The organism is Flavobacterium ginsengiterrae, from assembly GCF_039539785.1.
GTDB classification, from domain to species: domain Bacteria; phylum Bacteroidota; class Bacteroidia; order Flavobacteriales; family Flavobacteriaceae; genus Flavobacterium; species Flavobacterium ginsengiterrae.
On sequence record NZ_BAABDU010000002.1, the window covers coordinates 262,188 to 287,067 of the forward strand.

Genomic DNA, 24,880 nt, shown 5'->3' on the forward strand with positions numbered 1-24,880 from the left:
AATTTAGAATCATTCACTGCAAAACCAAATCTTCTATATTCATCTTTCTCTGTTTTCATAGAAATTATTATACAATTTATCCGGAATTTGGCTGTGGACGTTTAAACAAAGTACATTGCGACGTTTAAACAAAATAACCCTTTAGGATACCTTTTACCTTTGTCCATTATAAATAATTAAAATTTAAAAAATGGAACAGAATAATTATCAGGGCGCTTTACAAAAATCTATCAACTCAGGGTTTAATAAGACTTCTACAGCTGCTGAGGTTATAAAAGGAATTAATCTAAAAGGAAAAACGGCTATTGTGACAGGTGGAAATACCGGTATTGGTTTAGAAACCGTAAAAACACTTTCGGCTGCAGGAGCTTCGGTTGTGGTACCTGCAAGAGATGTAGAAAAAGCAGAAAGAAATCTGCAAGGAATTTCAAATGTTATTATTGAAAAAATGGATTTGATGAATCCTGAGTCTATCAGCAGCTTTGCTCAAAAGTACCTTGATTCGGGAAGATCACTTGATCTCCTTATAAACAATGCAGGTATTATGTGGGTGCCTCTTCGCAGGGACAGCCGAGGTTACGAATCACAACTGGCTACAAATTATCTGGCGCTGTTTCAGCTCACTGCTCAACTATGGCCTGTATTAAAAAAAGACGGTGGTGCACGAGTAGTAAATGTATCGTCGGGCGGGCATCAGTTTTCTGATTTTAATTTTGAAGATCCCAATTTCCTTGCACGTGAATACGAAACGCTTCAAGCATATGGACAATCCAAAACTGCGGTTAATCTTTTTTCATTAGAATTAGACAACCGTGGCAAATCATATAATGTACGTAGTTATTCCCTATGTCCAGGAGCCGTTGGAGGAACAGAATTAGGAAGAGAAGCACCAATTGACCTATTTCAAAAACTGGGTTTCAGTGATGCAGAAGGTAATATACTGCCGGAAGTTGCCGCATCTTTAAAAACCGTTGAACAAGGTGCGGCTACAACAATCTGGGCTGCTGTAAGTCCGTTACTTAATACAATTGGCGGTGTGTACTGCGAACATGCAGATATAGCTGAATTGCGTTCTGATGTCTCTGTTATTGGAGGAGTTAAGCCTTATTCTCTGGATCAGGCGAATGCCGAAAGATTGTGGAAATTAAGCGAGGAACTAATCGGAATAAAATTTGTTGTACGTTAATATTTGTATCTTTATACCACATCAGTACTATGGATTATCAAGTAAATTATATAAACCCAGACATTAAACTCTCCCAGTACAGCGGTAAATTGTTTAAAACAGAAGCGGCATTTGATGATCATTTGCTGGTGTGGCTGATTTCAGGTGAAACTAAAATTATTCAGGCCGATGAAACTTTTGAATTTGGTGCAGGAAGCACTTTCTTAATTCCCAGAAATCAGCTGGCCGCCATAATTAACAAACCAAAAGACGGACTACCGCATAAGGCTGTAGCGATGCATCTAAAGACTGAACGATTACGTGAAATTTATGGTCATGAAAATGCAAGACCCAAAACCGCCCAGTCAAAAATATTCAGTTTCCATAAACATCCGCTTTTAGAAAGCTGTCTGGCTTCACTTATTCCGTACTTTGAAATGCAGGAGAACTTTCCTGAACATATTGCTTCATTAAAAATCAACGAAGCCGTTTTGATACTTAAAACTATTGAAAAAGACATAGACGCTATTTTGGCCGATTTTGAAGAGCCTGGAAAAATTGATTTACTGCCTTTTATGGAAAAGAATTTTATGTTTAACCTCCCTCTTGAAAAATTTGGATATCTTACAGGCCGAAGTCTCACCACTTTTAAACGTGATTTTTATAAAGCTTTCAGTTCTACACCGCAAAGATGGCTTACAAAAAAAAGACTTGAAGCAGCACATTATCTGCTGGCTCAAAAAAATAAAAAGCCAATGGAAGTCTTTTATGAAACGGGTTTTGAAAATTTTTCCCATTTTTCCTTTGCATTCAAAAAGCAATTTGGCTATCCGCCAAGTACGCTATACAACCAAACCAGCCAATTGTAGCAGTTGCAGACTGCACGATCTTTCGGCAGTAACTAACTTTTTCCTGCTGTTTTAAAGAAATTAATTGCATCTTCTTCTGGGAACGAAGACTTTAAAGATAGATCACTATTTCAGTCCCTTTAAAATAATTTATGAAGACACACACCAACACACATATAACATGAAAAAACAATTCCCTGTTACGTTTGAATTCGTATATTCGGCCTTTATTTTGAAAAAAGAGAATGATTGCAAAATTGAATGAAAAAAAATCCTATCCATGGATTGTTGTTGGCTTGTTGTGGTTTGTAGCTTTATTGAATTATTTAGACCGACAAATGCTTTCAACCATGAAATCAGCGATGATGAATGACATTCCTGAATTGGCTAAAGCTGAAAATTTTGGTCTTTTGATGGCTGTTTTCCTTTGGATATATGCACTTATGAGCCCTGTTTCCGGAATTATAGCAGACAGGTTTAACCGAAAAAGAATAATCATAGGAAGTCTTTTTATCTGGTCCGGCGTTACTATGGCAATGGGTTATGCTGCAACCTTCAACCAGATTTATATTTTGCGTGGTATTATGGGTTTTAGTGAAGCTTTTTATATTCCGGCTGCATTATCCTTAATTGCAGATTATCATCAGGAAAAAACACGCTCTTTTGCTATTGCGATTCACACCACCGGAATTTACTTAGGGCAGGCACTGGGCGGTTTTGGAGCCACTATTTCTAAGCATTTTTCGTGGCATTTCAGCTTTCACTCTGTAGGTTTACTCGGTGCGGTTTATAGTGTATTACTCATGTTTTTATTACAGGAAAAGAAAGTCCACTTTTTTGATCCTTCAAAAAAGTCATCTGTCGGCAATGAATTCAGGCAGATGTTCAAAGGATTGGGAATCTTATTTGGTAATATTTCCTTTTGGGTTTTACTCTTTTATTTCGCTTCACCAAGTTTACCGGGCTGGGCGGCCAAAAACTGGTTACCTACCCTATTTACCGAAACTTTACAATTAGATATGTCTCTGGCAGGACCAATTGCAACGATAACCATTTCAATGTCTTCTTTTTTTGGTGTTTTAATTGGCGGTGCGATTTCAGACAAATGGGTAATGAAACATCTTAAAGGAAGAATTTACACGAGCGCAATTGGGTTGTTCCTTACCATTCCGGCATTATTTTTATTTGGCTACTGTTGTGATATAACTGCTATTATTTTTGGCGCCATCCTTTTTGGACTTGGATTTGGGATATACGACACGAACAATATGCCAATTCTTTGCCAGTTTGTTGCTCCTCGTTACAGAGCTACCGGATACGGCATTATGAATTTTGTAGGCATTTCGGCCGGAGCTGTAATCACCGAGTTTTTAGGAAAAGCAGCAGATAATGGAGGAATGAGACACGTTTTTGTACTACTATTATTTGTTGTAGTTACTGCTATCGCTTTACAACTGTTGAGCCTGCATCCAAAAACTATAGATATGACTGAAGAGAATGAGATTTAAGACTGCTGGCTTCTTAAATTATAATTTAAAATAAACGCTTTTTTAACTTCATCGTTATCGGCAAAAAAAAACTCTAAATCAATGATTTAGAGTTTTTTTTTTTTATGTGAATTAAAATCAAATATTAATTACTTCTTATCACATTTTCTTTTACCTCCAACCTTTATCTCATTCATCGAATTATACATTAAACATCTATCTGACTCGAATAAAACACGTTCACTTCATCTTTGTATTTTATATCTTTTAATCACCAAGTTCTATAATTTAAATTCATAAATAGTTCATTAATAAGTAATTGTTCCGAAAGTCTATTCGTATTATGTAAAAGGTTGGCATAATAATATAAAAACCTGATAATCAAGCTCGTTAATTTTAGCAATTATTAAATAACAGAAACAACAATTCAAAATTATTACTATGAACGATAAAAAGAATATTTCCAGACGTTCTGCCATTACAGGAATGGGTGCGATCTGCCTCACTACAGCTTTTACCCCTGTATTAGGTGCCGATTTTAAAATTGATGAAACAACTCCTTCTGTTCTTCCGGAAGATCCTAAAACCAAATATCCGCAGCCTCCATTTAAAGAACAAAAACAGCCATGGCCAGGTCTGGTAAGTAAAATGGATCCACGTCCTGACCACGGCGAAAAAAGTTATAAAGGTTCAGGAAGACTTAAAGGACGAAAAGCACTTATTACCGGAGGAGATTCTGGTATGGGAAGAGCAGCCGCAATTGCGTATGCAAGAGAGGGTGCAGATGTAGCCATAAACTATTATCCTACCGAAGAAGAAGATGCAAGAGAAGTTATTCAATTAATTAAAGCAGAAGGGAGAAAAGCGATTGCCATTCCGGGTGATCTGCGTGACGAAAGCTTTTGTAAATCTCTGGTAGATCAGGCTGTAAAAGCACTTGGCGGTTTAGATATTGTGATTAATAATGCAGCGAGACAGCAAACACACGAATCGATTCTGGATATTTTAACCGAAGATTTTGATGCAACCATGAAAACCAATATTTATGCTCCTTTTTGGATTATAAAAGCAGCGCTTCCTCATTTAAAACCCGGCTCTTCTATAATAGGAACCAGTTCTGTTCAGGCCTACGCTCCTACCGAAGATTTATACGATTATGCACAGACCAAAGCGGCTACTACTAATTATATAAAGTCTCTGGCAAAACAGCTTGCTCCAAAAGGAATACGAGTTAACGGTGTGGCTCCTGGCCCTGTCTGGACACCACTGCAAGTAAGCGGAGGTGCAACAATGGAAAAGCTAAAACAATTTGGCGGACAGACTCCACTGGGAAGACCCGGACAGCCAGTTGAACTTGCTTCAATCTATGTACAGCTTGCTGCCGAAGATGCAAGTTATGCAACCGGACAAATTTACGGTTCGAGCGGCGGAGAAGGAAATCCTTAAAAAAAAGATTTTTTAAAGTTTAATTTAAAAACTACAATCATGCCTTGGTACAACGGAGATTATCCACCATCTTATAAAAATCAGCCTAAAGAACTTAGGGAAAAAGCTGTTGAAATAGCCAATGCACTTCTTCTGGATGGTGCCGAAGAAGGTATTGCTATTGCAACCGGACTCAAACAGGCACGTGAACTGCTGAAAAATCATCACGAGAAAAAACACTAAAACTTTATAATTATGAAAACAGATAAAGAACAAACTGAAAACAGTAATGACGAAAATACAAATCAAAACGCCAATAGTTCATACAGCGGATCCGGAAGTATGCAGCCTGGAGGAAGTACCGGAGAAGCCGGTCGATTAAATGACTATTCTGAGGAAGACGAAGAAACTAAAAAAAAGATCGAAAATGAAAATAAGAATAGAAACACAGAAGGAAAAAGTATTGATGAGGCAACAGATCCGTCAAAACTGGATAAAATTTAAGCCTTTGGCTTTTTATATAAATCAATTAGTAACAAATTAAAATTAAATATTATGTCAAGAGAAAATTATGATAACTACGATCAGGAAGATTTTACTTATCACGCTGCAGATCACTCAGCCAGCGACGCGATCAATTCAGAACTTATGGAGAAAAAAGATCCTGCAATTAACCAGCATGAGGATGAGTCGCAAAGACACAAACATATGCCTGAATATTATGAAAATGAAGATGAAGCATCTACCACTCATAAGGACGAAAATGATACTTCTGATCCTTTCTTTCAAAAAAATGCATCTATTGCACAAGACTTAGACGAGGACTTGAAAGGTGAAGATGAAGATGACGAAGATTTTGATAATGATGCAAACAGACGGACTTTAGATGAAACAAAAGCTGACGAAGACGAAGATGATGATTATTAAATCATTTACAACATTACAGAAATTAAAAAAATAAATCCCGAAAAGAAGCGAATTACCTTCTTTTCGGGATTTGTTTTTTTTCTTCGTTTTACACTTCAATTTAATCAGCTGCATATTTATTATTCCAATACAACATTAATAGAAGAGTTACAATAATGCAGGATGCTGTTCCTTCAAAAAATAAAGAAAGACAATAAGAAGTTACGGAAGGTTCTCCTCCAAACATAAAAGCTTCAGACAAAGATTTGACATAATTATTACCGCCTTTGGCATAACTATAAATAAGAAGCGCCACAATACTTATCACTACCGCAGTAAATGATGTAACCATTGCTGACACTGCATTGGGAACAAATTCATTTTTTCCCTCAGCAAGATTCATTTTTAAAGTTCTGTTTACACCGTAAAAGATAAAAAGAACATTTAAAAGTCGTAAGTAAAATAAATTGGAGAGATTTAATAGTTCCATTAAAAGGAAGAACAAAGCAATTCCCACAAATATTAAAAATCCATTGACAATTTCTTTAGGTAATCTCATAATACATTTTTTAATTCAACAATAAAAAACTAATAAACAATGAATTACAAATTAACTAAAGAATTTTTCCTTTCGATTTTAGTATTACTTCTTAAACTTATATAATGTCCACAAATCATATAAAAAATAAAAACACCCTAATAAGAGTGTTTTTTATTTAAAAATATTATTTATTATTTTTAAGAGAATCCGTTCTTACATTTTGATTTCCTTTTTGTGTAGAACCATCAGTTCCTGACCCCGTTGAACCTTCTCCTGTTGCTCCTGTTGTTCCGTTTTGTCCATTTTGATCAGAATTTAATGTTGCAGATGAATCTATTGCCGGACCTATGGTGTCGACAGACATATCCATAGAATCTGCTTGATTTGTTTCTGGGTAAGTGTTATTTTCATTCTTTTTACATGAAAATACAAAAGCTGTAACAAGCAGTAACATTACTGCGGTTTTAAAAAGCGTTTTCATAATTAATTAATTTTTTAAGTTATAATCAAATCTAAAACTCTGTTTGTCAGTAAACTTATACAATTTTACAATTACGTTACAGAACTCATTTGTTATCAGCTTTATATAAATGTAAAATCTGTAAATCAATAGCTTAATATTGTAAAAAATACTTAAAAGACTATCCGAAATTTGTTTTAGAATTTACTATCCAGCTTTGACGCAGCTAGAAATGAGAATTTTTCAATTATATTCAAAAACAAACAGCTATGAACACAACAGTATTATCAAAACAAAATAAAGCTTCAAAACCATTATTAAAAAATAATGTATCTAATCTGGAGCGAATTTTAATGGTGACAAGCGGGGCATACTTACTTTATAACGCCTTATCAAAAGAAAATAAAAGCATTACGCAGGCTGGTGCAGGCGGTGCCATGCTTTTACGAGGAATTTCAGGATATTGTCCGGTTTATGATGCAGCCGATCATTTAATGAACGATAAAGCATCAAACGTTAATATAAGGGTTAACAGCGTAATAGAAAAACCTGTAAGCGAAGTGTATGCCTTTTGGAGAAATCTTGAAAACTTACCAAAATTCATGAATCATCTGGCATCTGTTAAAACCGTAAGTTCTACAATTTCAGAATGGACTGCAAAAGGTCCAGGCGGTATTGGACAGCTTTCATGGAATGCAGAAATCATTAAAGATGAAAAAGACAAGCTTCTAAGCTGGAATTCTATCGAAGGATCTTCAATAAAAAATGCGGGAAAAGTTGTTTTTAAACCAAAAGGAAAAGCAACAGAGCTAGATGTAACTATTTCATATCATGCACCGCTTGGAGTTGCGGGAGAAAGTGCTGCTAAACTTTTAAACCCATATTTTGAAAAATTAGTCAAAGATGATATTTCTAACCTTAAAATCTATTTAGAATCTCATCAGGACAACCGTTAATACTATCTTTCTTTATTTATTTTGAAAAGCGCTTCTTTTGTTAAAGAGGCGTTTTTTATTGCATTTATCACTTAATAAAATTAATGACAATGAAAAAGCTATAAAAGAGAAGATAAATCATATAATTTTTTTTTGATGTTTTTCTTGAAATTTGATAGAAAACAAGAAATCAAATGAAGACATTCTTTAAAAATAACGGCTTGTGTATCTGCTTTTTAATTCTTTTTATAGCATCATTTTCAGGACAAGTTATTTTTGGTTTTGAAGAACATAACAAAGAACTTATTAATGAAGGAGCAAATACAATAAATCTGCTCTCTTATTTTACTTCGGGACATTTTTTCCAGTCTACCTTTGAAAACTGGGAAAGTGAATTTCTACAAATGGCATTATTTGTCGCTGCCACCATATTTCTAAAGCAAAAAGGTTCATCAGAATCCAAAAAAATAGACGAACCCGAAGAAGTAGACCGCCAGCCGGATCCATCAAAAAAAGATGCGCCGTGGCCGGTTAAAAAAGGTGGATTTATTCTCAAAATATACAAACATTCCCTCACCATTGTTCTTTTGCTTTTGTTTATCATGTCTTTTATTATTCACTTCTTTGGTAGTTTAAAAGATGAAAATGAACAGCTTTTAAGAAATGGAAAACCATTGGAAACAGCATCTTCTTACTTAACAGATTCAAGATTTTGGTTTGAATCTTTCCAAAATTGGCAGAGTGAATTCCTTTCTGTCTTTGCTATTATCATGTTATCAATTTACCTGCGTCAGATTGGTTCTTCGCAATCCAAACCTGTCGACGCTCCAAATATGGAAACCGGAGGATAATTTTTTAGTTAACAACCCTCATTTCAATTAAAAATAATTGAACCAAAATTGAATATAAAGAAAGTAATAAATTAAACTGATTAATATGAATCCTATTTCGCCCTGGACAGCCAATGCGCAGACTGATATTGACTATAGCAACGTTCTAACCTCGGTAGAAAAGTCAGGCTACACTTTTGAGCTGTACTGCTCCAGAGATTCATTTTGGATTGTTTCTATAGGAACAAAAAAGGAAAGAATTGCTTTTCGTGCTGCTTACGCATTGAACAGCTTTTTTGAAATTAACAGCATATCCGAAACTGCAGCTAAAATTGTTGTAAAACTACAGACAGAACTAGGCATTTATGAAATAGTTATAGATTTTCCTGATCCTGAATCTCACTTACTGCATTATAAAACTACATTCAAAGCACATTCCCCGTTATTAATTCCGTTTTGGCCGCGCGATATACTTCCGCTTACACAAAACGGCAATATGGAAAATACCTCTGGGAAAATCCACGTAAGACAAGTAGGAAGCCGAACAGGATTGTTATTTGCCAGTGTCAAAAAACCTAAAAAAAGCACCCTGTTCTATTTTCAAAACCTGAGTTCATTGTCGGAATACTGTGAAGCAACAAAAACGTCTGTCGCAGAAACAGTGGGCGGTATATGGCCTGAAATTGGTTTTCAGCTTCCTGCAGCTGCTGAAAATCCAATTCCTGCAGAAAAATCTTTTGTGATCTCCGATGCGTACGTATTACTTGGTGACGAAACAAAAGACAATCCTTCAAAATTATGTATGGACTATCTGGAGAGTCTGGCTCAGATTTATAAACTGATTCCCAAACCTCAAACAGAATACCACGACTGGACCGAAATTGCCTGTAAAACAATAACTGATCTGGAATATAATAAAGGGTGCTGGACACAGACAAACGGAATCCCGTATTTAAACGCCTATCTGTGTGATTACGAAACTCCGGCTGAGAGCATGGTACAGCTTGCGGTTCTAACTCCGCTTAAGGAGTACGAAAAATGGAATGCTGAATCGTATCGTTTATCGGAAGATTTACGAAGAGGAATTTCTGCATTTTATGATTCAAAAATACAAAGCATTACGCGCTGGCTTCCTGCGCTGCATAATAAACTGGATCAGTCTGAAGAACAAAAAAAAGATACTACAATGGATTCCTGGTATTTGCACCATCCGCTTATTAACCTCACCAGACTTGCTATTGCCGGCGATAAAGAAGCCGAAAAACTGGCTTTAGATTCTATTGATTTTGTGATTAAAGCGGCACATCATTTTGATTATAAATGGCCTGTATTTTATAACGTCGAAACTTTTGAAGTTATAAAAGAAGAAACACAGCCCGGAAAAGGCGGTGAAAAAGATGTTCCGGGCGCCTATGCGCATTTAATGCTTTTAACGTATGAACTGACTAAAGACAAACGGTATTTACGAGAGGCAGAAAAAGCAGCCAAGCAGCTTACCCAATGTGGATTTGATATATTCTATCAGGCCAATAATACGGCGTTTTCAGCAAATGCTTTATTAGAATTATATAAAATTACCCAGAACAAAGTTTATCTCGAAACCAGTTATATGTGTCTGGCCGGATTATTTAAAAACGTACAGCTTTGGGACTGCCAGTATGGATTTGGTAAAAATTATAGTAATTTCTTTTCGATATTTCCTTTAAATGATGCGCCATATACCGCAGCTTATGAAGAAATGGAAGTTTACACGGCACTAACCGAGTATATGATTCAGGCTGAAAATATTGATATCCTGCCGGGATTAAAAATACTTCTTCCGGAGTTTGTAAAATATGCCATAAACCGAATTCCTTATTATTATCCCGCAATGCTACCAAAGGAAATGCTTTCTGAAGAGGTTAAAACTGGTGAAATTCAACAGGATTTACTCGCACCTCTCGAAGATTTATACACTGGCTGGGAACAAAACGGCCAGATTGGTCAGGAAGTTTATGGTACAGGTTCTTCCTTTGCTGTTGTACCAAGACAATATTTTAAAATAAATGATGATTTTCTAATTTTTACTGATTACCCTGTTACCCGTTTTATAAAGAGAAAGAATACCGTTTATCTAAAAATTGACGGAAATAAAGAAATGCAGTGCAGTTTAAAAATCATTATTAAACAGAATATTAAGTCCTTGCAGGTATTTCAAAATGAATTACAGCTGCTGTACCTCAATAAAAACGCAAAAATGCAAGAATATAAAATAATCGGCGAAGCTAAAATCAAAATCAGCTGGTAATTATTAAAAAAGGTGAAGCTCAAATGAGAAACTTCACCTTTATTTCTAAATCAATATAGATTACTTCCATGGATCTAAAACTACTTTGACACAATTGTCTTCTTTCTTTTTGAAAATTTCATAACCATGTGAAATTTCAGAAAGCGGTAATCGGTGCGTAATAATGTCATCCAGTTTAACTTTTCCCTGAACTACATAATCCAAAAGTTTATCAATGTGTTTGTGCGCAGGAGCCTGTCCTCCTTTTAAAACAATTCCTTTATCAAAAAACTGACCTAGCGGAAAGTTATCATAATTAACAGGATAAACTCCTAAAACCGATACAATTCCGTTTCTTCTTACGGCACTCATACAGGCTTCCAAAACTTTAATGGAACCTTTTTCAAAATTTACTGTCGCTTTGATACGATCAGCTAGATTTCTGTCTGGTTCAAAACCAACAGCATCAATACAAACGTCGGCGCCGCGTCCTTTGGTAAGTGCGCGAATTTGCTCCACAACTTCTTTATGCCCATCGTTCCATAGAATTGTTGTAGAAGCAGTTGTAACTCTTGCTTTATCCAATCGGTACTGAAGCGTATCGACAATAATTACTTGCGCTGCACCGCGAAGCCATGCGCTTTTAGCGGCCATGATCCCTACGGGACCGGCTCCAAAAATGGCAACTGTCTCTCCTCCTTTTACTTCTCCCCAATCTACGCCTGTATATCCTGTTGGAAAAATATCGGTAAGAAAAAGAACCTGTTCATCAGATAAATCTTCCGGCACTATTCTCGGTCCATAATTCGCATAAGGAACTCTAACATATTGTGCCTGACCTCCGTCGTAACCTCCGTATAAATCTGTGTAGCCAAAAAGTGCTCCACCTTTCTCTGTTGCAATACCGCCTTCTGGTCCATAATGTTCGGGGTTACTGTGCTCGCAGTTTCCAGGTGAATCATGATCACAGAAAAAACAATTTCCGCAGGCAATTGGAAACGGAACTACGACCCGATCGCCGCGTTTTAAATGTGTAACTGCAGAGCCTGTTTCCTCTACAATTCCCATAAATTCATGACCTAAAACCATTGGCCGCGGCTGTGGAAATCCTCCAGAATAGATATGAAGATCAGATCCGCATATCGCTGTAGAAGTAACTTTTAAGATTATATCATCTTTTTCTTTTAAAATTGGATCATCTACCGTATCATATTTAATAGAGCCCGGTCCGTGTATAACTGCTGCTTTCATAATGGTAATTTTTAAAAATTATTTTCAGCCAAATAACTATTAATAAACGAGTTACACTTACACTATTTTTTAACTTCGTTACATAAAACACAACTGGCAATCCTATAAAACACAAAATTTATACTGTAAAAAAAATCTGATTCTTGTGAGTAGATTTGAAAGAATGATTTACAAATATAAACTACAAGAAAATGACTAAATCAGCAGACAAAATAAATGAAGGAAGCATTACTTCTGGTGATAATGTTTCCTTTTGGATTGACACAACTTCAATTTTAGCTTTCGATAAAGCCACACAAGATATTTCAACAGAAGTACTTGTCATTGGCGGAGGAATTGCCGGACTCACAAATGCTTACAAATTATTAAAAGCAGGAAAAAAAGTTGTTTTGGTTGAAGACGGCTTTTTAGGCAGCGGCGAAACAGGAAGAACAACTGCACATTTAACCTGTGCACTCGACGATCGCTATTATTACCTTGAAAGTACTTTTGGCAAAGAAAGTGCAAGACTTGCCGCCGAAAGCCATACCGCAGCTATTGATGAAATCGAAAAAATAGTTAACGAATTAAATATTGACTGTTCGTTTAAAAGAGTCAGCGGTTATTTATTTCTTCATCCCAGCGATAAAGAAAAAAATCTTGATGAGGAATTTAATGCAACACAAAATGCAGGAGTAAATACTTCTTTACTCAACAATACACCCCATTTAGCAGGAGCAGAAAATCAAAGAGCCATTGAATTTAGAGATCAGGCTCAATTTCATATTTTACATTATTTAAAAGGACTTGCCGAAGCAGTAACAGCACTTGGCGGCACCATTTTTACTGAAGCACATGCCGAAAATATTACAAAAGATGGAGCTTCTGTTAACGGTTTCGATTTTAAAGCAAAACATATTGTTGTGGCTACCAATACGCCAATCAATGATGTTTTGACCATGCATACCAAACAGCATGCCTACAGAACATACGTAATAGGAGCTAAAATTCCGAAAGACATCCTTCCCTATGCTTTGTGGTGGGATACGGGAGATGCAAAATCAAAATGGGTTTCACAGCCGTATCATTATGTTCGTTTAGAAAGTTTTGATGACGAATATGATTTATTGATTTCGGGAGGAGAAGATCATAAAACGGGACAAGCCGATGAAGAAGGCATTTCTGAAACAGAACGATACGAAAGGCTTGCTGTCTGGACCAAACAATATTTTCCAATGGTCGATGAGATTACCTACAAATGGTCGGGACAGGTTATGGAACCTTACGATTCCTTAGGTTTTATGGGACGTAATCCCGGCGATAAAAACATCTATATCATTACAGGAGATTCCGGAAACGGTATGACACACGCTACAATTGGCGCCATGATTATTACTGATCAAATTACGGGCGTAAAAAACAAATGGGAAGATTTATACAGTCCGTCACGAATCACTTTTAAAGCCATTGGCGATTTTATGAAAGAAGCCGGAAATATGGCCTCGCAGTATTTAGATTGGATTACAGCATCGGATCTTAATAATACTGCCGATTTAAAAGCGGGAGACGGCGGCATTCTTTCTTTCGGATTAAAAAAAGTAGCGGTTTATCGTGATTATGATAATACACTTCACGCCTTTTCGGCAATTTGTCCGCATTTGGGATGTATTGTAAAATGGAATCACGATGAAAAAACATTCGACTGTCCCTGCCACGGCTCAAGATTTGCAACTGACGGAACAGTAACCAACGGACCTGCAAAAAATGATTTACACAAAATTCAGGTTAAATAAAACTACTAAATAAATACCTTTAAACAACTTAAAACATGGATAATATAACAGAATATTTTGGTCAGAACATCGTTCAGAAAAGAATTGTAATAACCGGCGGCACAACAGGAATTGGAAAAGCAATTGCCGATCTTTTGGTTTCGCTTGGCGGTCGTGTTTTTATCTTTGGAAGAGACGAAAATGACTTTAATAATGCAATGGACGATATTAAAGAAAAATCAAAAGCCGGAGAAATTTATGGAGTTAATGCAGATGTTACCAAAAAAGAAGATATCGATATGATCTGGGAAAGAGTCGACAACGTTCTTGGCGGTATTGATATCCTCATAAATAACGCGGCTCTACCCGCGAGAGGCATAATTGAAGGCGAATATGAAGACTGGAAATATATTTTAGAAACCAATGTTTTAGGTTATATCGCTTTTGCAAAAGAAGCCGTTAACAGAATGAAAGAACAAAAATCAGGACATATTATCAACATTGGTTCTATGAGTGCTGAGGTAAAAGAGAAAACCGGCGTCATTTATGTTTCTACTAAAACTGCCATAAGAGGCTTCAGTACAGCACTTCGCAAAGAAATAAATCCACTTGGAATAAAAGTTTCGCATATTGAACCGGGAGCAGTAACAAGCGACATGCAGGAAGATCCTAAAGAAGTACAGCAGGAAAAAATCGAAAAAATGGAAATGCTTGAAGCAGAAGACATTGCCATGAGTGTTCTTTTCTGTTTATCGCAGCCAAAAAGATGTGATATCGTAAGTATGCAGATTAGACCCCATTTACAAATCATATAAATGGAGTAAAAAAACTTTTAAAAGGTATTTAATCGAAATAAAGGCGCATAACTTAAAAATTATAGTATCTTTAATGTAAGAATTACACGCTTCTTCATATACAATGATTTTAGAAAACAATACCCATAAAACCGAACCTGTTACTCAAAATTTTCCAATTGCAGTTATTGCAGGTGCTGCGGGAGAATTAGAAGCTTTAAATAAAATAATTTCTCAAATACCGGAACAATCAGGTATTGCTTATGTTATTATTCAGCATTTATCTTCAAATAATTCTCATAATCTCAGCGAAAATTTAGCTAAGTCAGCAAAAATTCCGGTTGTAGAAATTGTAAACACAATTAATTTTCAGCCAGATCATATCTATATAATTCCTCAAAACAATTATTTAGCAGCAGAAGATGGGATTTTAAAGATGCATGTTATAAGACGCATTGATAAAATCTCCCAGAATATTGATATTACCTTTGATGCTGTTGCCCAGATTTACAAAAGTTTTGCTATTGCTGTTTTACTTTCGGGAACAGCATTTGACGGCGCATTTGGACTAAAAAAAATTAAGGAATACGGCGGTGTAACGATTATTCAGAATCCCGACACTGCTCAATTTAAAACAATGTCGCAAAATGCTGTAGAAGCAGATACTGTTGACTTTATTCTGTCACCGGAAAATATGGCATTTCAATTAGTGTCTATTCGTAAAAGCTATCTCGACAATTATGCTTACAGCGAAGAAGAACACATTCCTAAAAAAGAAGAAGATGTACTTAACCAGATATTAAATCTTATTCTGCAAAAAACAGAAAATGATTTTTTTGATTATAAAAAACCTGCAATAAGAAGGCGCATTACACGCAGAATGGTTGTTTTAAACAAAGAAACCATGAGCGATTATTATACAATTCTCCGCAATAATAAAAACGAACAAGAACTCCTTTTTAATGATTTATTAATTCCGGTAACCTACTTTTTTAGAGATGAGGATTCCTTTGAATCTCTTTCTCAAATAGTGCTGCCGCAGTTAATTCAAAACTGTACCAATAATACTTTACGCGTTTGGTCTGCAGCATGTTCTACGGGCGAAGAAGCCTATTCACTCGCCATAGTAATCTGCGAATATCTTGCACAGCATAATATTAAAGATTTAAAAGTTCAGATTTTCGCATCGGATATTTCAGAAAAATCTATTGCAAGAGCCAGATCGGCAGTATACTCTGCACAGGATGTCCAGCATATTTCTGAAACGCGCTTAGAACAATACTTTACAAAACGCGACGGACATTATCATCTTAATAAAATAATTCGTGATATGTGCATTTTTGCTGCGCATAACTTTATTAAGGATCCTCCGTTTGCTAAAATAGACCTGGTTTCATGCCGAAATGTAATGATTTACCTTAATTCGTTCCTGCAGGAAAAAGTATTGGGTTCATTTCATTATGCGCTGAAAGAAAAAGGTTTTTTATTTCTTGGAAAATCAGAATCAGCAAACAGTGTGCAGCATTTATTTGATGCAGTTGTTAAACAGGATAAAATTTACGCTAAAAAATTTACTCCTGCCCGCTATGTACCTCAGGCTTTTAAGCCTGCTTACAATAACTTAACCATTAGGACAAAAACGTATGGCAGTGCAAGTCATGAAACAGACTTTAGGAAAACTGCCGACGATATTTTGTTTTCCAGATATACACCTGCAAGTGTTATTATAAATGAACATCAGGAAGTAGTTCATTTTCATGGAGATACTTCTCCATTTTTATTACCGGCACCCGGAAGACCAAATTTTAATATTCTTAAAATGGCGCGAGAAGGAATTAGTTTTGAACTTCGTAATGCTATTGTAGAAATCAATAAGAATAAAGAAAATATCATTCGTGAAAACCTTTCTGTAAAAGATCAAAATTATCTGGCTTCTTTTGAAATCCTGACGCTTCCAAACGATGATAATCATCTTATGATTCTTTTCCATAAAAATCCGCTTCCGGAAACAGATTTAGAATCAAAAAATTCTAAAAAAAATGCCGATAAACTTAAAATTGCAGAACTGGAAAAAGAATTATCGCACTTACGTGAAGATATAAAAAGGGTTAGCGAAGAACAGCAGATTGCTTTTGAAGAACTCCAGACTACAAATGAAGAGCTATTAAGCAGTACCGAAGAACTTCAGGTCATGAATGAAGAATTACAAACTTCAACAGAAGAACTTCAATCTAATAATCAAGAACTTATCTGTACAAATGAAGAACTTCTCGATCGTCAGGAACAACTGCTTTCGATGCGTCATTATGCAGAATCTATCGTACAGACTATTAGAGAGCCTCTTATTATTATTGATAACGATTACAATGTAAAAAGCGCAAATCCGTCTTTTTATAAATATTTTAATACTACAGAAAAAGATATCGAAGGATTTTCGTTTTTCGAAATTGGAAATAGTCAATGGGATATTCCGAATTTTAAAGATCTGATCTTTAAAATGGTAATTCAAAAACAAACTATTGAAGATTATAAACTGGAAATTTTCTACAATGGCGAAAAGAAGACGCTCATCGCCAATGCACGTTTAATTCAAAATGCAAAACCAGAAGGAATGATTCTGCTTGCTTTTGAAGACATCACCGATATTCTGGCGTCGAATGAACTGTTGAATAAAAGAAACGCTGAATTGCAGATTTACAACGAACAGTTGGAAAACTTCACTTCTGCAGCAAGTCACGATCTGCAGGAACCTCTTAATAAAATTCATATGTTCTGTCATCGAATTTTTGAAAAAGAAAAATCTTTGTCAGAAGACGGAAAACATAATTTACAGCGTGCCATGCATTCGGCAAAAACTACCAGCCAGTTAATTGCGGATCTTATTAATTATTCGAGATTAAATTTCAGTGAAAAGAAATTCAAAAAATCCGACTTTAATCTGATTCTTAAAAAAACACTGACAGATATTAAAGATTCTATTGACGAAAAGAAAACTGTTATAGAAACAGCAGTTACAGAGAGCACAGTGAATGTCATTCCTTTTCAAATCCAGCAATTGCTTACGAATCTAATCTTAAACGCTGTTAAATATTCAAAAGAAGACACTGCGCCGGAAATTAGAATAGAAACAGCAAAAGCTTCTACTGAAGAAATAACAAATCTTGGCGGTAATACTGATACAAAATACATTAAAATTAATGTTATTGATAACGGTATTGGCTTTAATAAAGAATATGAAAACCGCATTTTTGAACCTTTCTTTAGATTACACAGCAAAGATGAATATGCAGGAAGCGGACTCGGTTTAACGCTCGTAAAAAAAATTGTTTCGAACCATAACGGATTTATAAAGGCTTTGAGTAAATCTGGTTTTGGTACTACTATTAGTATCTATCTTCCTTCTTAAAATTAAAAGCCATTTGTGGGAATTATGAAAATCCTGATATCAATTGTAAAAGGTTAATTCAGGAAGCAGTTTTATATTTAATGCAACGAAATCTGCATTACTTTTACTACAGTTTTACATTTATGCAGCTCTATTTTTGATTTTTCGAAATTGAGGTCCAATAATGTGATTCCATTTTAGAAGTGCTGCAGTCTTTTTAAAATCCAAATATTAAAACTAAGATTGCCGTAAACCTCACAAAATGAAACCTAATGATAAAATAACTCCTCATAATTCACATTTTCAAGTTACAGCGATAGCAAGTTCTGCTGCTGAAATTGATTTATTAAAAAAAATTGTTTCTGATCTCGTATTAGATTCTGGAAGAGCTTATCTTGTTTTTGAAAGTTTATCTGCTCCCCAAACCCATAATCTTGCTGACGAATTAGCTTCGCAGACGAAAATCCCCGTAACAGAAATTGTTCATCATGCTGCTATCCAGAATATCCAGCCTAATCACATTTACATCGTTCCTGAAAATAATTTTCTGCTTCATGAAGATGGAATATTAAAACTAGAATCTAAAACCCGCACCAGCAAAATAAACAACAGTTTTGACGTGTACTTTGAAGCTGTTGGACACGCCTATAAAAGTTATGCTGTAGCTTTAATTCTAACGAAATCTCCTTTTGATGGTTCTACAGGACTCAAAAAACTAAAAGAAGCAGGCGGTTTTACTATCGCGGCGCTTTCTAAAAACGGGATCAAACCAAATCCTGTAACAGCAGAATACATAGACTATTTTACGGCACCAAATGAAATTGAAGACAAGCTTTTAGAAATTCATGCCAGTAATCTCGCTACGCATTCTTATGAAGAAAAAGAAGAATCAACGCCCAGCGAACAGGAACTGCTTGACCAGATAGCAACAATATTATTTTTAAAAACAGGTACAAACTTTCTGAATTATAAATATGCAACACTGCGAAGAAGAATCGCAAAAAGAATGGTGGAAACCAGACATGAAACTGTAGAAAAATATCTCATTTTTCTTCGAAACAGCCCCAAGGAGCAAGATGTATTATTTGATGAATTTTTGATATCGGTTACTTACTTTTTCCGCGATCAGGAAGCTTTTGATAATTTATGCAAAAATGTAATGCCTTCTCTTGTTGAAAGCGCTGTTAATAGAACTATAAGAATCTGGTCTGCCGGATGTTCTACAGGAGAAGAGGCCTATTCGCTCGCTATGTGCATTGATGGGTATCTGGAAGAAATCAACAGAAAAGATATCAAGGTGCAGATTATAGCTTCGGATTTATCTGAGAAATGTATTTCTAAAGCACGCTTAGCGACTTATACATTGCAGGACATCAAAAATATCAGTGAGAAAAGACTCGAAAAATACTTTACCAAAAGAGACAACAGTTATCATGTCAATAAAACAATTCGGGATATGTGCGTTTTTGCCGTTCACGATTTGACTAAAGATGCGCCTTTCTCTAAAATTGATTTTGTTTCCTGCCGCAACGTATTAATCTATTTTGATGCCGATTTACAAAATCAGGTGCTGGCATCATTTCATTATGCGCTTCGTGAAAATGGTTATTTATTCCTTGGAAAATCAGAATGGGCGTATAACGTTCCGCACTTATTTACAGCTGTCAACAACCCCGACAGAATATATACCCGAAAAGCAATTGTACCGCTGCAGTCAAAAAAAATAGTGCACGGCGATTATGAAGTTAAACTAAAACAGCATACTGAAAATGAAAATGACTACGCAAAAATTACTTCACGTATTCTGTTTGAACATTTTTCACCTGCCGCAGTATTAATAAATGAAAACTTAGAAATTGTACATTTTCATGGCAACACGAGTCCGTTTTTACAGCCCTCATCCGGAAAGCCCAGTTTTAATATCCTGAATATGGTTCGGGACGAAATAGCATTTGAACTCAGAAACTATATTTTAAAAGCCAGAAACGAAAAAAAGAATTTTTCGGGAGAATTTATTGCCATCAGGAAACAGCCTTTTCTAACATCGTTTGAAATTATTTATCTTCCAGATCATACCAAATTACTGCTTATTATTTTTAGTAAAAAGACAAATCCTGAAATAGACGCAGATAAAAGCAATACACAAGACTCACAAAAAGAATTACTGCAGCTGCGGGATGATTTTAAAAGAGTTAATGAAGAACAGCTGATTTATTTTGAAGAACTGCAGACTACAAATGAAGAATTGGTAAGCACCAACGAAGAATTACAAATGATCAATCTGCAGCTCGAAAATTCTACTCAGGAATTGCAGTCAAATGCTCAGGAACTTTCATGCGTAAACGATGAACTCAAAGACCATCGGGAAGAACTCGAGGTGATGCGCCATTTTTACGAATCTATTTTTAATTCAATAAAAGAACCATTGCTTATTGTTGACAAAAATTTTATCATTAAAAATGCTAATTCTTCTTTTTACAAATATTTTAAAACAACAGAAGAACAAACGGAAGGATTCTCTATTCTTGACATTCAAAGCGAGCATTGGAATATTCCCGCCTTTATCGAATCAGTCTTAAAAAAAGTGAGTCGCAACGAAACGGTTAAAAATTTTAAAATGCAGTTCCGTTTTGAAAATCTTGGTAAAAGAACAGTGCTTATTAGTGCATCTTTAATTGGGAATTCTGCACAAAATGATAAAATTTTAATAACCTTAGATGATGTCACAGATTTAGAAGAAAGCCAGAAAACCTTAGCTAATAAAAATAAAGAGCTACAGATTTACACTGAAATGTTAGCTTCATTTACAAACTCTGCCAGCGAAAGTTTACTGGAACCAATCCGCAGAATTTACATGTTTGGAAAAAAGATTTTAGATGCCGAAAAAACCCTTTCAGAATCCGGAAAACATAATTTAAATCGTTTATTAAGTTCGGCTGTCAATATGAATCAGCTTATTGGAGATCTGATAGAATATTCGAAAATAAATTTTAGTCAGAAGGAATTAAAAAAAACAGATTTGAATGTATTGCTGAAAAAAGCCATTACAAGCCAAAAATCACTCATTTCTCAGCAAAAAGCAACCATAGAAATAAACTTACTGCCTACTCTGCCAATTATTCCGTCGCAGATTCAACAGTTATTTACACACCTGATTTCGAATGCTTTGAAATATGCTAAAGAGAATGATATTCCAAAAATTAGAATTGGAACACAAGAAATTTCTCCAGACGAAATGGTAGATTTTGGAGCAGATGCCGAAACTCAATATATCAAACTTTTTATTACTGATAATGGAATTGGTTTCACTAAAAACTTTGAGAATCTTATTTTTAATCCTTTCTACAAACTTCGATCAGATGACAAACAATACGGAAGCGGCCTCGGTTTGACATTAGTACAAAAAATTGTTTACAATCATAAAGGCTTCATCAAAGTCGACAGCGAGCCTAATAAGGGCACAACAGTTTTTATATATCTCCCGCTTTTACATTAAGTTAAAAACAAAAATCTCCTTAAACGGAGATTTTTGTTTTTAAGGCATCATGGCAATCCTGAAAAAAACAGCACTCAATTGTATAAAAATGGCATTTATTGAAAATTTAAATTTGAATTACTTAATAATTTACGATCTATAACTATCTGTAAACCCGAAAGGTAAACTTGTATTTTATTGAGAGTTTTTAACTAATTAAGAAATACCATGAAAAATTTTCAAGACGAAAAACAAAGAGATTTATCCATCAATACCTCCGATGGAACCAACAAATTTTTAACCACGGATCAAGGCGTAAAAATTAACGATGACAACAATTCACTTAAAGCCGGTGATCGCGGACCATCTTTATTAGAAGATTTTATTTTAAGGGAAAAAATTACGCATTTTGACCATGAAAGAATTCCGGAAAGAATTGTTCACGCCAGAGGTTCAGGCGCACACGGATTCTTTGAAGTAACCAATCCAATTCCTGAATTAACCAAAGCAGGATTTTTACAGGAAAAAGGACAAAAAACACCTGTTTTTGCAAGATTCTCTACCGTTGCAGGATCAAGAGGTTCTACAGATCTTGCCAGAGATGCACGAGGATTTGCCGTTAAATTTTATACTCAGGAAGGAATTTATGATCTGGTTGCCAATAATATTCCTGTATTTTTTATTCAGGATGCAGCCAAATTTCCTGATCTAATCCACGCTGTAAAACCCGAACCACATAACGAAATTCCACAGGCGGCATCTGCACACGATACTTTTTGGGATTTTATTTCGCTTATGCCAGAATCGATGCACATGATTATGTGGGTCATGTCTGATCGCGCTATTCCTAGAAGTTACAGAATGATGGAAGGTTTTGGTGTTCATACTTTTAGACTGGTAAATGCTCAGGAAGAATCAGTTTTTGTGAAATTCCATTGGAAACCGAAATTAGGAACTCATGCCGTTGCCTGGGATGAAGCACAAAAGATTTCAGGTAAAAATCCTGATTTTCATCGAGAGGATTTATGGGAAGCTATTGAAACAGGAAATTTCCCTGAATGGGAATTAGGGGTTCAAATCATTCCAAGTGAAGATGAACATAAATACGATTTTGATCTTTTGGATCCAACCAAACTTGTTCCCGAAGAACTCGTTCCTGTTACCATTATTGGAAGAATGGTCTTAAACAAAAATCCAGATAATTTCTTTGCCGAAACAGAACAAATCGCTTTTCATCCGGGTCATGTGGTGCCGGGAATTGATTTTACAAACGATCCGCTTTTGCAGGGAAGATTGTTTTCTTATACAGATACCCAATTATCAAGATTAGGAAGTCCCAACTTTCATGAAATCCCAATTAACAGAAGCGTTGCCCCTATCCATAACAATCAGCGTGACGGACATATGCGTCAGGAAATTAATAAAGGACGTGTTAGTTATCACCCAAATTCTCTCGGTGGCGGCTGTCCCTATCAGGCAAAAATTGCTGAAGGAGGTTTTGCCAGTTTTAACGAACGTGTTGACGCTCATAAAGTGAGAGCCAGAAGCGAAAGTTTTACAGATCATTTTGGGCAGGCTAGACTTTTCTTTAACAGCCAGACACCAGAAGAAAAAAGCCATATTGTAAAAGCCCTTCGATTTGAACTTGGAAAAGTAGAAACTACTGCAATTAGAGTTCGAATGCTTGGACTTTTATCTCAAATTGATACAACTCTTGCCGAAAAAGTGGCATTGGGTCTTGGGGCAAATGTGCCGCCAATTATAGAAAAGCCAATAAACAAAGGCGTTTCGCCAGAAACCGAAGAAGCCGGAACACAAGAACCACAAACAATAGATCAGGCAGTTGATTCATCAGAAGCATTAAGCATGATTAAAAACCCAACAAACGCGCCTACAATAGAATCGAGAAAAGTAGCTATTCTGGTATCAGACGGCGTTTCTGAAGCAGCTGTCATGAACATGAAAAGTGCCCTTAAAAAAGAAGGTGCAAAAGGATGCGTCATAGCGCCGCATTTAGGTTCGGTAAAAACAGATTCTGACACAGCTATTGCAGCAGAATTCAGTTTCTTAACCGCTTCATCTGTATTATTCGATGCTGTTTATGTACCGCATGGTTTAGACCTTAACACATTGGCAGAAAATGAAGATGCAATCGAATATTTAAATGATGCGTATAAACATTGTAAAGTAATTGGTGCCGACGGCGATGCTGCGTCAATTATAAGCGGAGCAGCTTTTGCCGGAAAAATTACAAATGATGATCCCGGCGTAATTGTTACAAGCGAAATTGCTTCTGAAGCATTTGCTCAGGAATTTATTACAGCTATGACCATGCACCGTTTTTGGCAGCGCGAACCCAACTTATACAATTAATATCAAAAAAAACATAAAATGAAAAATTCAGAAAAACAAGGTCAGACTAATGCCGCACAACCAAAAGCGAATCAGTCAAAAGAGATAAAAAGCAACGCAAAAAAAATCAATATTACAGAACCAGCCGCAGATGCTGCACAAGAATTAAAAGGTTTGTTTATAGACAGTCTGAAAGATATTTATTGGGCAGAAAATGCCTTAGCAGGCGCTTTGCCCAAAATGGCCGCAAATGCTACAGCAGCTGGACTTTCGGGAGCTATTTTAGAGCACCTTTCGGTTACTCAAAATCAGATAGCCAGACTGGAACAGGTTTTTGATTCATTAGGTGAAAAAGCCGAAGGAAAAAAATGCGAAGCTATGGCCGGATTATTAAAAGAAGGCGATAGTATTCTTGAAGAAACTGCACCAGGCGCTGTAAGAGATGCCGGAATTATTGCCGCTTCGCAAAAAATCGAGCACTACGAAATTGCTACTTATGGAACTTTAGCTGCATTTGCAAAAGCAATTGGTGAAAATGATGCCGCTAAATTATTAACGCAGACTCTTGCAGAAGAAAAAGAAGCTGACTGTTTGTTAAACGACATCGCATTAAATGTAGTAAATATTACCGCTGCAGAATAAAACTGAAACTAACTTTTAAAAACAATATTATGAACTTAGAAGAAAGAGAAAATTACAATCTGGAAGATCAAAATTTTCAAAATAAAGAACGATACGAAGATCCGGACATTGATATGCCTCCAACAACGGATCATCCAATATCTGATAATGCTGAACCTGATTATGGAGATGATTTAGAAATCAATGAATTTGATAAAAGAGAATCTGATGAAGATGAAGTCTACAACGATGAATTTGATGACGATGATGAAGACTTTGATGACGACGAATTTGATAATGCAGATCTGGAAGATCTTGACGAAGAAGATGAAGACGGTACAAATCCTGATCGAAATTTATAAATAAAACAAAACCCATCTAGCTTTTA

General features: G+C 35.7%; 20 protein-coding genes. 17 read left to right on the plus strand and 3 right to left on the minus strand.

What is annotated here, in order from left to right; translation table 11 throughout:
- Positions 1-190 precede the first annotated feature (190 nt).
- The 7 genes from ABD859_RS01960 to ABD859_RS01990 all read left to right on the plus strand — a co-directional run bounded on the left by ABD859_RS01960 (position 191) and on the right by ABD859_RS01990 (position 5,852).
- A complete protein-coding gene (locus ABD859_RS01960; protein WP_345139514.1) occupies positions 191-1,186 on the plus strand; it encodes an SDR family NAD(P)-dependent oxidoreductase in 996 nt (331 codons plus the stop codon).
- Positions 1,187-1,215: 29 nt separating this feature from the next.
- The gene (locus tag ABD859_RS01965) at positions 1,216-2,034 is read left to right on the plus strand and encodes a helix-turn-helix domain-containing protein (RefSeq protein ID WP_345139517.1); all 819 of its coding nucleotides are present in this window, start codon (positions 1,216-1,218) and stop codon (positions 2,032-2,034) included.
- A 224-nt stretch (positions 2,035-2,258) separates the two neighbouring features.
- The gene (locus ABD859_RS01970; RefSeq protein WP_345139519.1) at positions 2,259-3,521 is read left to right on the plus strand and encodes an MFS transporter; all 1,263 of its coding nucleotides are present in this window, start codon (positions 2,259-2,261) and stop codon (positions 3,519-3,521) included.
- Positions 3,522-3,941: 420 nt separating this feature from the next.
- Positions 3,942-4,946, plus strand: a complete 1,005-nt coding sequence (locus ABD859_RS01975; RefSeq protein WP_345139521.1) for an SDR family oxidoreductase — start codon at positions 3,942-3,944, stop codon at positions 4,944-4,946.
- Between the two features lie 39 nt (positions 4,947-4,985).
- Entirely contained in the window at positions 4,986-5,168 is a 183-nt protein-coding gene (locus ABD859_RS01980; protein WP_345139525.1) for a DUF2188 domain-containing protein, read from the plus strand.
- A 12-nt stretch (positions 5,169-5,180) separates the two neighbouring features.
- Positions 5,181-5,429 carry a hypothetical protein gene (locus tag ABD859_RS01985; RefSeq protein WP_345139527.1) on the plus strand — a complete coding sequence of 83 codons (249 nt, stop codon included), beginning with the start codon at positions 5,181-5,183 and terminating at the stop codon, positions 5,427-5,429.
- A 51-nt stretch (positions 5,430-5,480) separates the two neighbouring features.
- The gene (locus tag ABD859_RS01990; RefSeq protein WP_345139530.1) at positions 5,481-5,852 is read left to right on the plus strand and encodes a hypothetical protein; all 372 of its coding nucleotides are present in this window, start codon (positions 5,481-5,483) and stop codon (positions 5,850-5,852) included.
- Positions 5,853-5,952: 100 nt separating this feature from the next.
- Here ABD859_RS01990 and ABD859_RS01995 read toward each other — a convergent pair whose 3' ends face one another.
- Together ABD859_RS01995 and ABD859_RS02000 are read right to left on the minus strand one after the other, a co-directional pair.
- Positions 5,953-6,390 (minus strand): hypothetical protein, encoded by a 438-nt coding sequence (locus ABD859_RS01995; RefSeq protein WP_345139532.1) that lies wholly within the window; start codon positions 6,388-6,390, stop codon positions 5,953-5,955.
- Between the two features lie 166 nt (positions 6,391-6,556).
- On the minus strand, positions 6,557-6,853 hold the full coding sequence (locus ABD859_RS02000; protein ID WP_345139534.1) for a hypothetical protein: 297 nt from the start codon (positions 6,851-6,853) through the stop codon (positions 6,557-6,559).
- Positions 6,854-7,101: 248 nt separating this feature from the next.
- On the opposite strand from ABD859_RS02000, the gene ABD859_RS02005 reads away from it, so the two are divergent.
- The 3 genes from ABD859_RS02005 (at position 7,102) to ABD859_RS02015 (ending at position 10,884) form a co-directional block, all read left to right on the plus strand.
- Entirely contained in the window at positions 7,102-7,788 is a 687-nt protein-coding gene (locus ABD859_RS02005) for an SRPBCC family protein (RefSeq protein ID WP_345139536.1), read from the plus strand.
- Between the two features lie 173 nt (positions 7,789-7,961).
- A complete protein-coding gene (locus ABD859_RS02010; protein WP_345139538.1) occupies positions 7,962-8,618 on the plus strand; it encodes a DUF6766 family protein in 657 nt (218 codons plus the stop codon).
- Between the two features lie 85 nt (positions 8,619-8,703).
- Complete coding sequence (locus tag ABD859_RS02015) at positions 8,704-10,884, plus strand: hypothetical protein (RefSeq protein WP_345139541.1); 2,181 nt, start codon at positions 8,704-8,706, stop codon at positions 10,882-10,884.
- 60 nt (positions 10,885-10,944) lie between these two features.
- Here ABD859_RS02015 and ABD859_RS02020 read toward each other — a convergent pair whose 3' ends face one another.
- Positions 10,945-12,114: a zinc-dependent alcohol dehydrogenase gene (locus ABD859_RS02020; protein WP_345139544.1), complete on the minus strand. Its 1,170-nt coding sequence runs from the start codon at positions 12,112-12,114 to the stop codon at positions 10,945-10,947.
- 191 nt (positions 12,115-12,305) lie between these two features.
- Here ABD859_RS02020 and ABD859_RS02025 point away from each other — a divergent pair, with 191 nt between their 5' ends.
- The 7 genes from ABD859_RS02025 (at position 12,306) to ABD859_RS02055 (ending at position 24,854) form a co-directional block, all read left to right on the plus strand.
- Positions 12,306-13,886 carry an FAD-dependent oxidoreductase gene (locus ABD859_RS02025; protein ID WP_345139546.1) on the plus strand — a complete coding sequence of 527 codons (1,581 nt, stop codon included), beginning with the start codon at positions 12,306-12,308 and terminating at the stop codon, positions 13,884-13,886.
- Positions 13,887-13,921: 35 nt separating this feature from the next.
- Complete coding sequence (locus ABD859_RS02030; protein ID WP_345139548.1) at positions 13,922-14,680, plus strand: SDR family oxidoreductase; 759 nt, start codon at positions 13,922-13,924, stop codon at positions 14,678-14,680.
- A 103-nt stretch (positions 14,681-14,783) separates the two neighbouring features.
- Positions 14,784-18,065: a CheR family methyltransferase gene (locus tag ABD859_RS02035; RefSeq protein ID WP_345139550.1), complete on the plus strand. Its 3,282-nt coding sequence runs from the start codon at positions 14,784-14,786 to the stop codon at positions 18,063-18,065.
- Between the two features lie 241 nt (positions 18,066-18,306).
- Entirely contained in the window at positions 18,307-21,540 is a 3,234-nt protein-coding gene (locus ABD859_RS02040; protein ID WP_345139552.1) for a CheR family methyltransferase, read from the plus strand.
- A gap of 207 nt (positions 21,541-21,747) precedes the next feature.
- Positions 21,748-23,892 carry a catalase gene (locus ABD859_RS02045; RefSeq protein WP_345139554.1) on the plus strand — a complete coding sequence of 715 codons (2,145 nt, stop codon included), beginning with the start codon at positions 21,748-21,750 and terminating at the stop codon, positions 23,890-23,892.
- An 18-nt stretch (positions 23,893-23,910) separates the two neighbouring features.
- Positions 23,911-24,513, plus strand: a complete 603-nt coding sequence (locus tag ABD859_RS02050; protein WP_345139557.1) for a YciE/YciF ferroxidase family protein — start codon at positions 23,911-23,913, stop codon at positions 24,511-24,513.
- A 29-nt stretch (positions 24,514-24,542) separates the two neighbouring features.
- Entirely contained in the window at positions 24,543-24,854 is a 312-nt protein-coding gene (locus ABD859_RS02055) for a hypothetical protein (protein WP_345139560.1), read from the plus strand.
- Positions 24,855-24,880: the final 26 nt, after the last annotated feature.

What these genes read in the sequence shown, in the direction of transcription:
- ABD859_RS01960 (WP_345139514.1), top strand. Translation starts at nt 191, where the DNA reads ATGGAACAGAATAATTATCAGGGCGCTTTACAAAAATCTATCAACTCA.
- ABD859_RS01965 (WP_345139517.1), top strand. Translation starts at nt 1,216, where the DNA reads ATGGATTATCAAGTAAATTATATAAACCCAGACATTAAACTCTCCCAG.
- ABD859_RS01970 (WP_345139519.1), top strand. Translation starts at nt 2,259, where the DNA reads ATGATTGCAAAATTGAATGAAAAAAAATCCTATCCATGGATTGTTGTT.
- ABD859_RS01975 (WP_345139521.1), top strand. Translation starts at nt 3,942, where the DNA reads ATGAACGATAAAAAGAATATTTCCAGACGTTCTGCCATTACAGGAATG.
- ABD859_RS01980 (WP_345139525.1), top strand. Translation starts at nt 4,986, where the DNA reads ATGCCTTGGTACAACGGAGATTATCCACCATCTTATAAAAATCAGCCT.
- ABD859_RS01985 (WP_345139527.1), top strand. Translation starts at nt 5,181, where the DNA reads ATGAAAACAGATAAAGAACAAACTGAAAACAGTAATGACGAAAATACA.
- ABD859_RS01990 (WP_345139530.1), top strand. Translation starts at nt 5,481, where the DNA reads ATGTCAAGAGAAAATTATGATAACTACGATCAGGAAGATTTTACTTAT.
- ABD859_RS01995 (WP_345139532.1), bottom strand. Translation starts at nt 6,390, where the DNA reads ATGAGATTACCTAAAGAAATTGTCAATGGATTTTTAATATTTGTGGGA.
- ABD859_RS02000 (WP_345139534.1), bottom strand. Translation starts at nt 6,853, where the DNA reads ATGAAAACGCTTTTTAAAACCGCAGTAATGTTACTGCTTGTTACAGCT.
- ABD859_RS02005 (WP_345139536.1), top strand. Translation starts at nt 7,102, where the DNA reads ATGAACACAACAGTATTATCAAAACAAAATAAAGCTTCAAAACCATTA.
- ABD859_RS02010 (WP_345139538.1), top strand. Translation starts at nt 7,962, where the DNA reads ATGAAGACATTCTTTAAAAATAACGGCTTGTGTATCTGCTTTTTAATT.
- ABD859_RS02015 (WP_345139541.1), top strand. Translation starts at nt 8,704, where the DNA reads ATGAATCCTATTTCGCCCTGGACAGCCAATGCGCAGACTGATATTGAC.
- ABD859_RS02020 (WP_345139544.1), bottom strand. Translation starts at nt 12,114, where the DNA reads ATGAAAGCAGCAGTTATACACGGACCGGGCTCTATTAAATATGATACG.
- ABD859_RS02025 (WP_345139546.1), top strand. Translation starts at nt 12,306, where the DNA reads ATGACTAAATCAGCAGACAAAATAAATGAAGGAAGCATTACTTCTGGT.
- ABD859_RS02030 (WP_345139548.1), top strand. Translation starts at nt 13,922, where the DNA reads ATGGATAATATAACAGAATATTTTGGTCAGAACATCGTTCAGAAAAGA.
- ABD859_RS02035 (WP_345139550.1), top strand. Translation starts at nt 14,784, where the DNA reads ATGATTTTAGAAAACAATACCCATAAAACCGAACCTGTTACTCAAAAT.
- ABD859_RS02040 (WP_345139552.1), top strand. Translation starts at nt 18,307, where the DNA reads ATGAAACCTAATGATAAAATAACTCCTCATAATTCACATTTTCAAGTT.
- ABD859_RS02045 (WP_345139554.1), top strand. Translation starts at nt 21,748, where the DNA reads ATGAAAAATTTTCAAGACGAAAAACAAAGAGATTTATCCATCAATACC.
- ABD859_RS02050 (WP_345139557.1), top strand. Translation starts at nt 23,911, where the DNA reads ATGAAAAATTCAGAAAAACAAGGTCAGACTAATGCCGCACAACCAAAA.
- ABD859_RS02055 (WP_345139560.1), top strand. Translation starts at nt 24,543, where the DNA reads ATGAACTTAGAAGAAAGAGAAAATTACAATCTGGAAGATCAAAATTTT.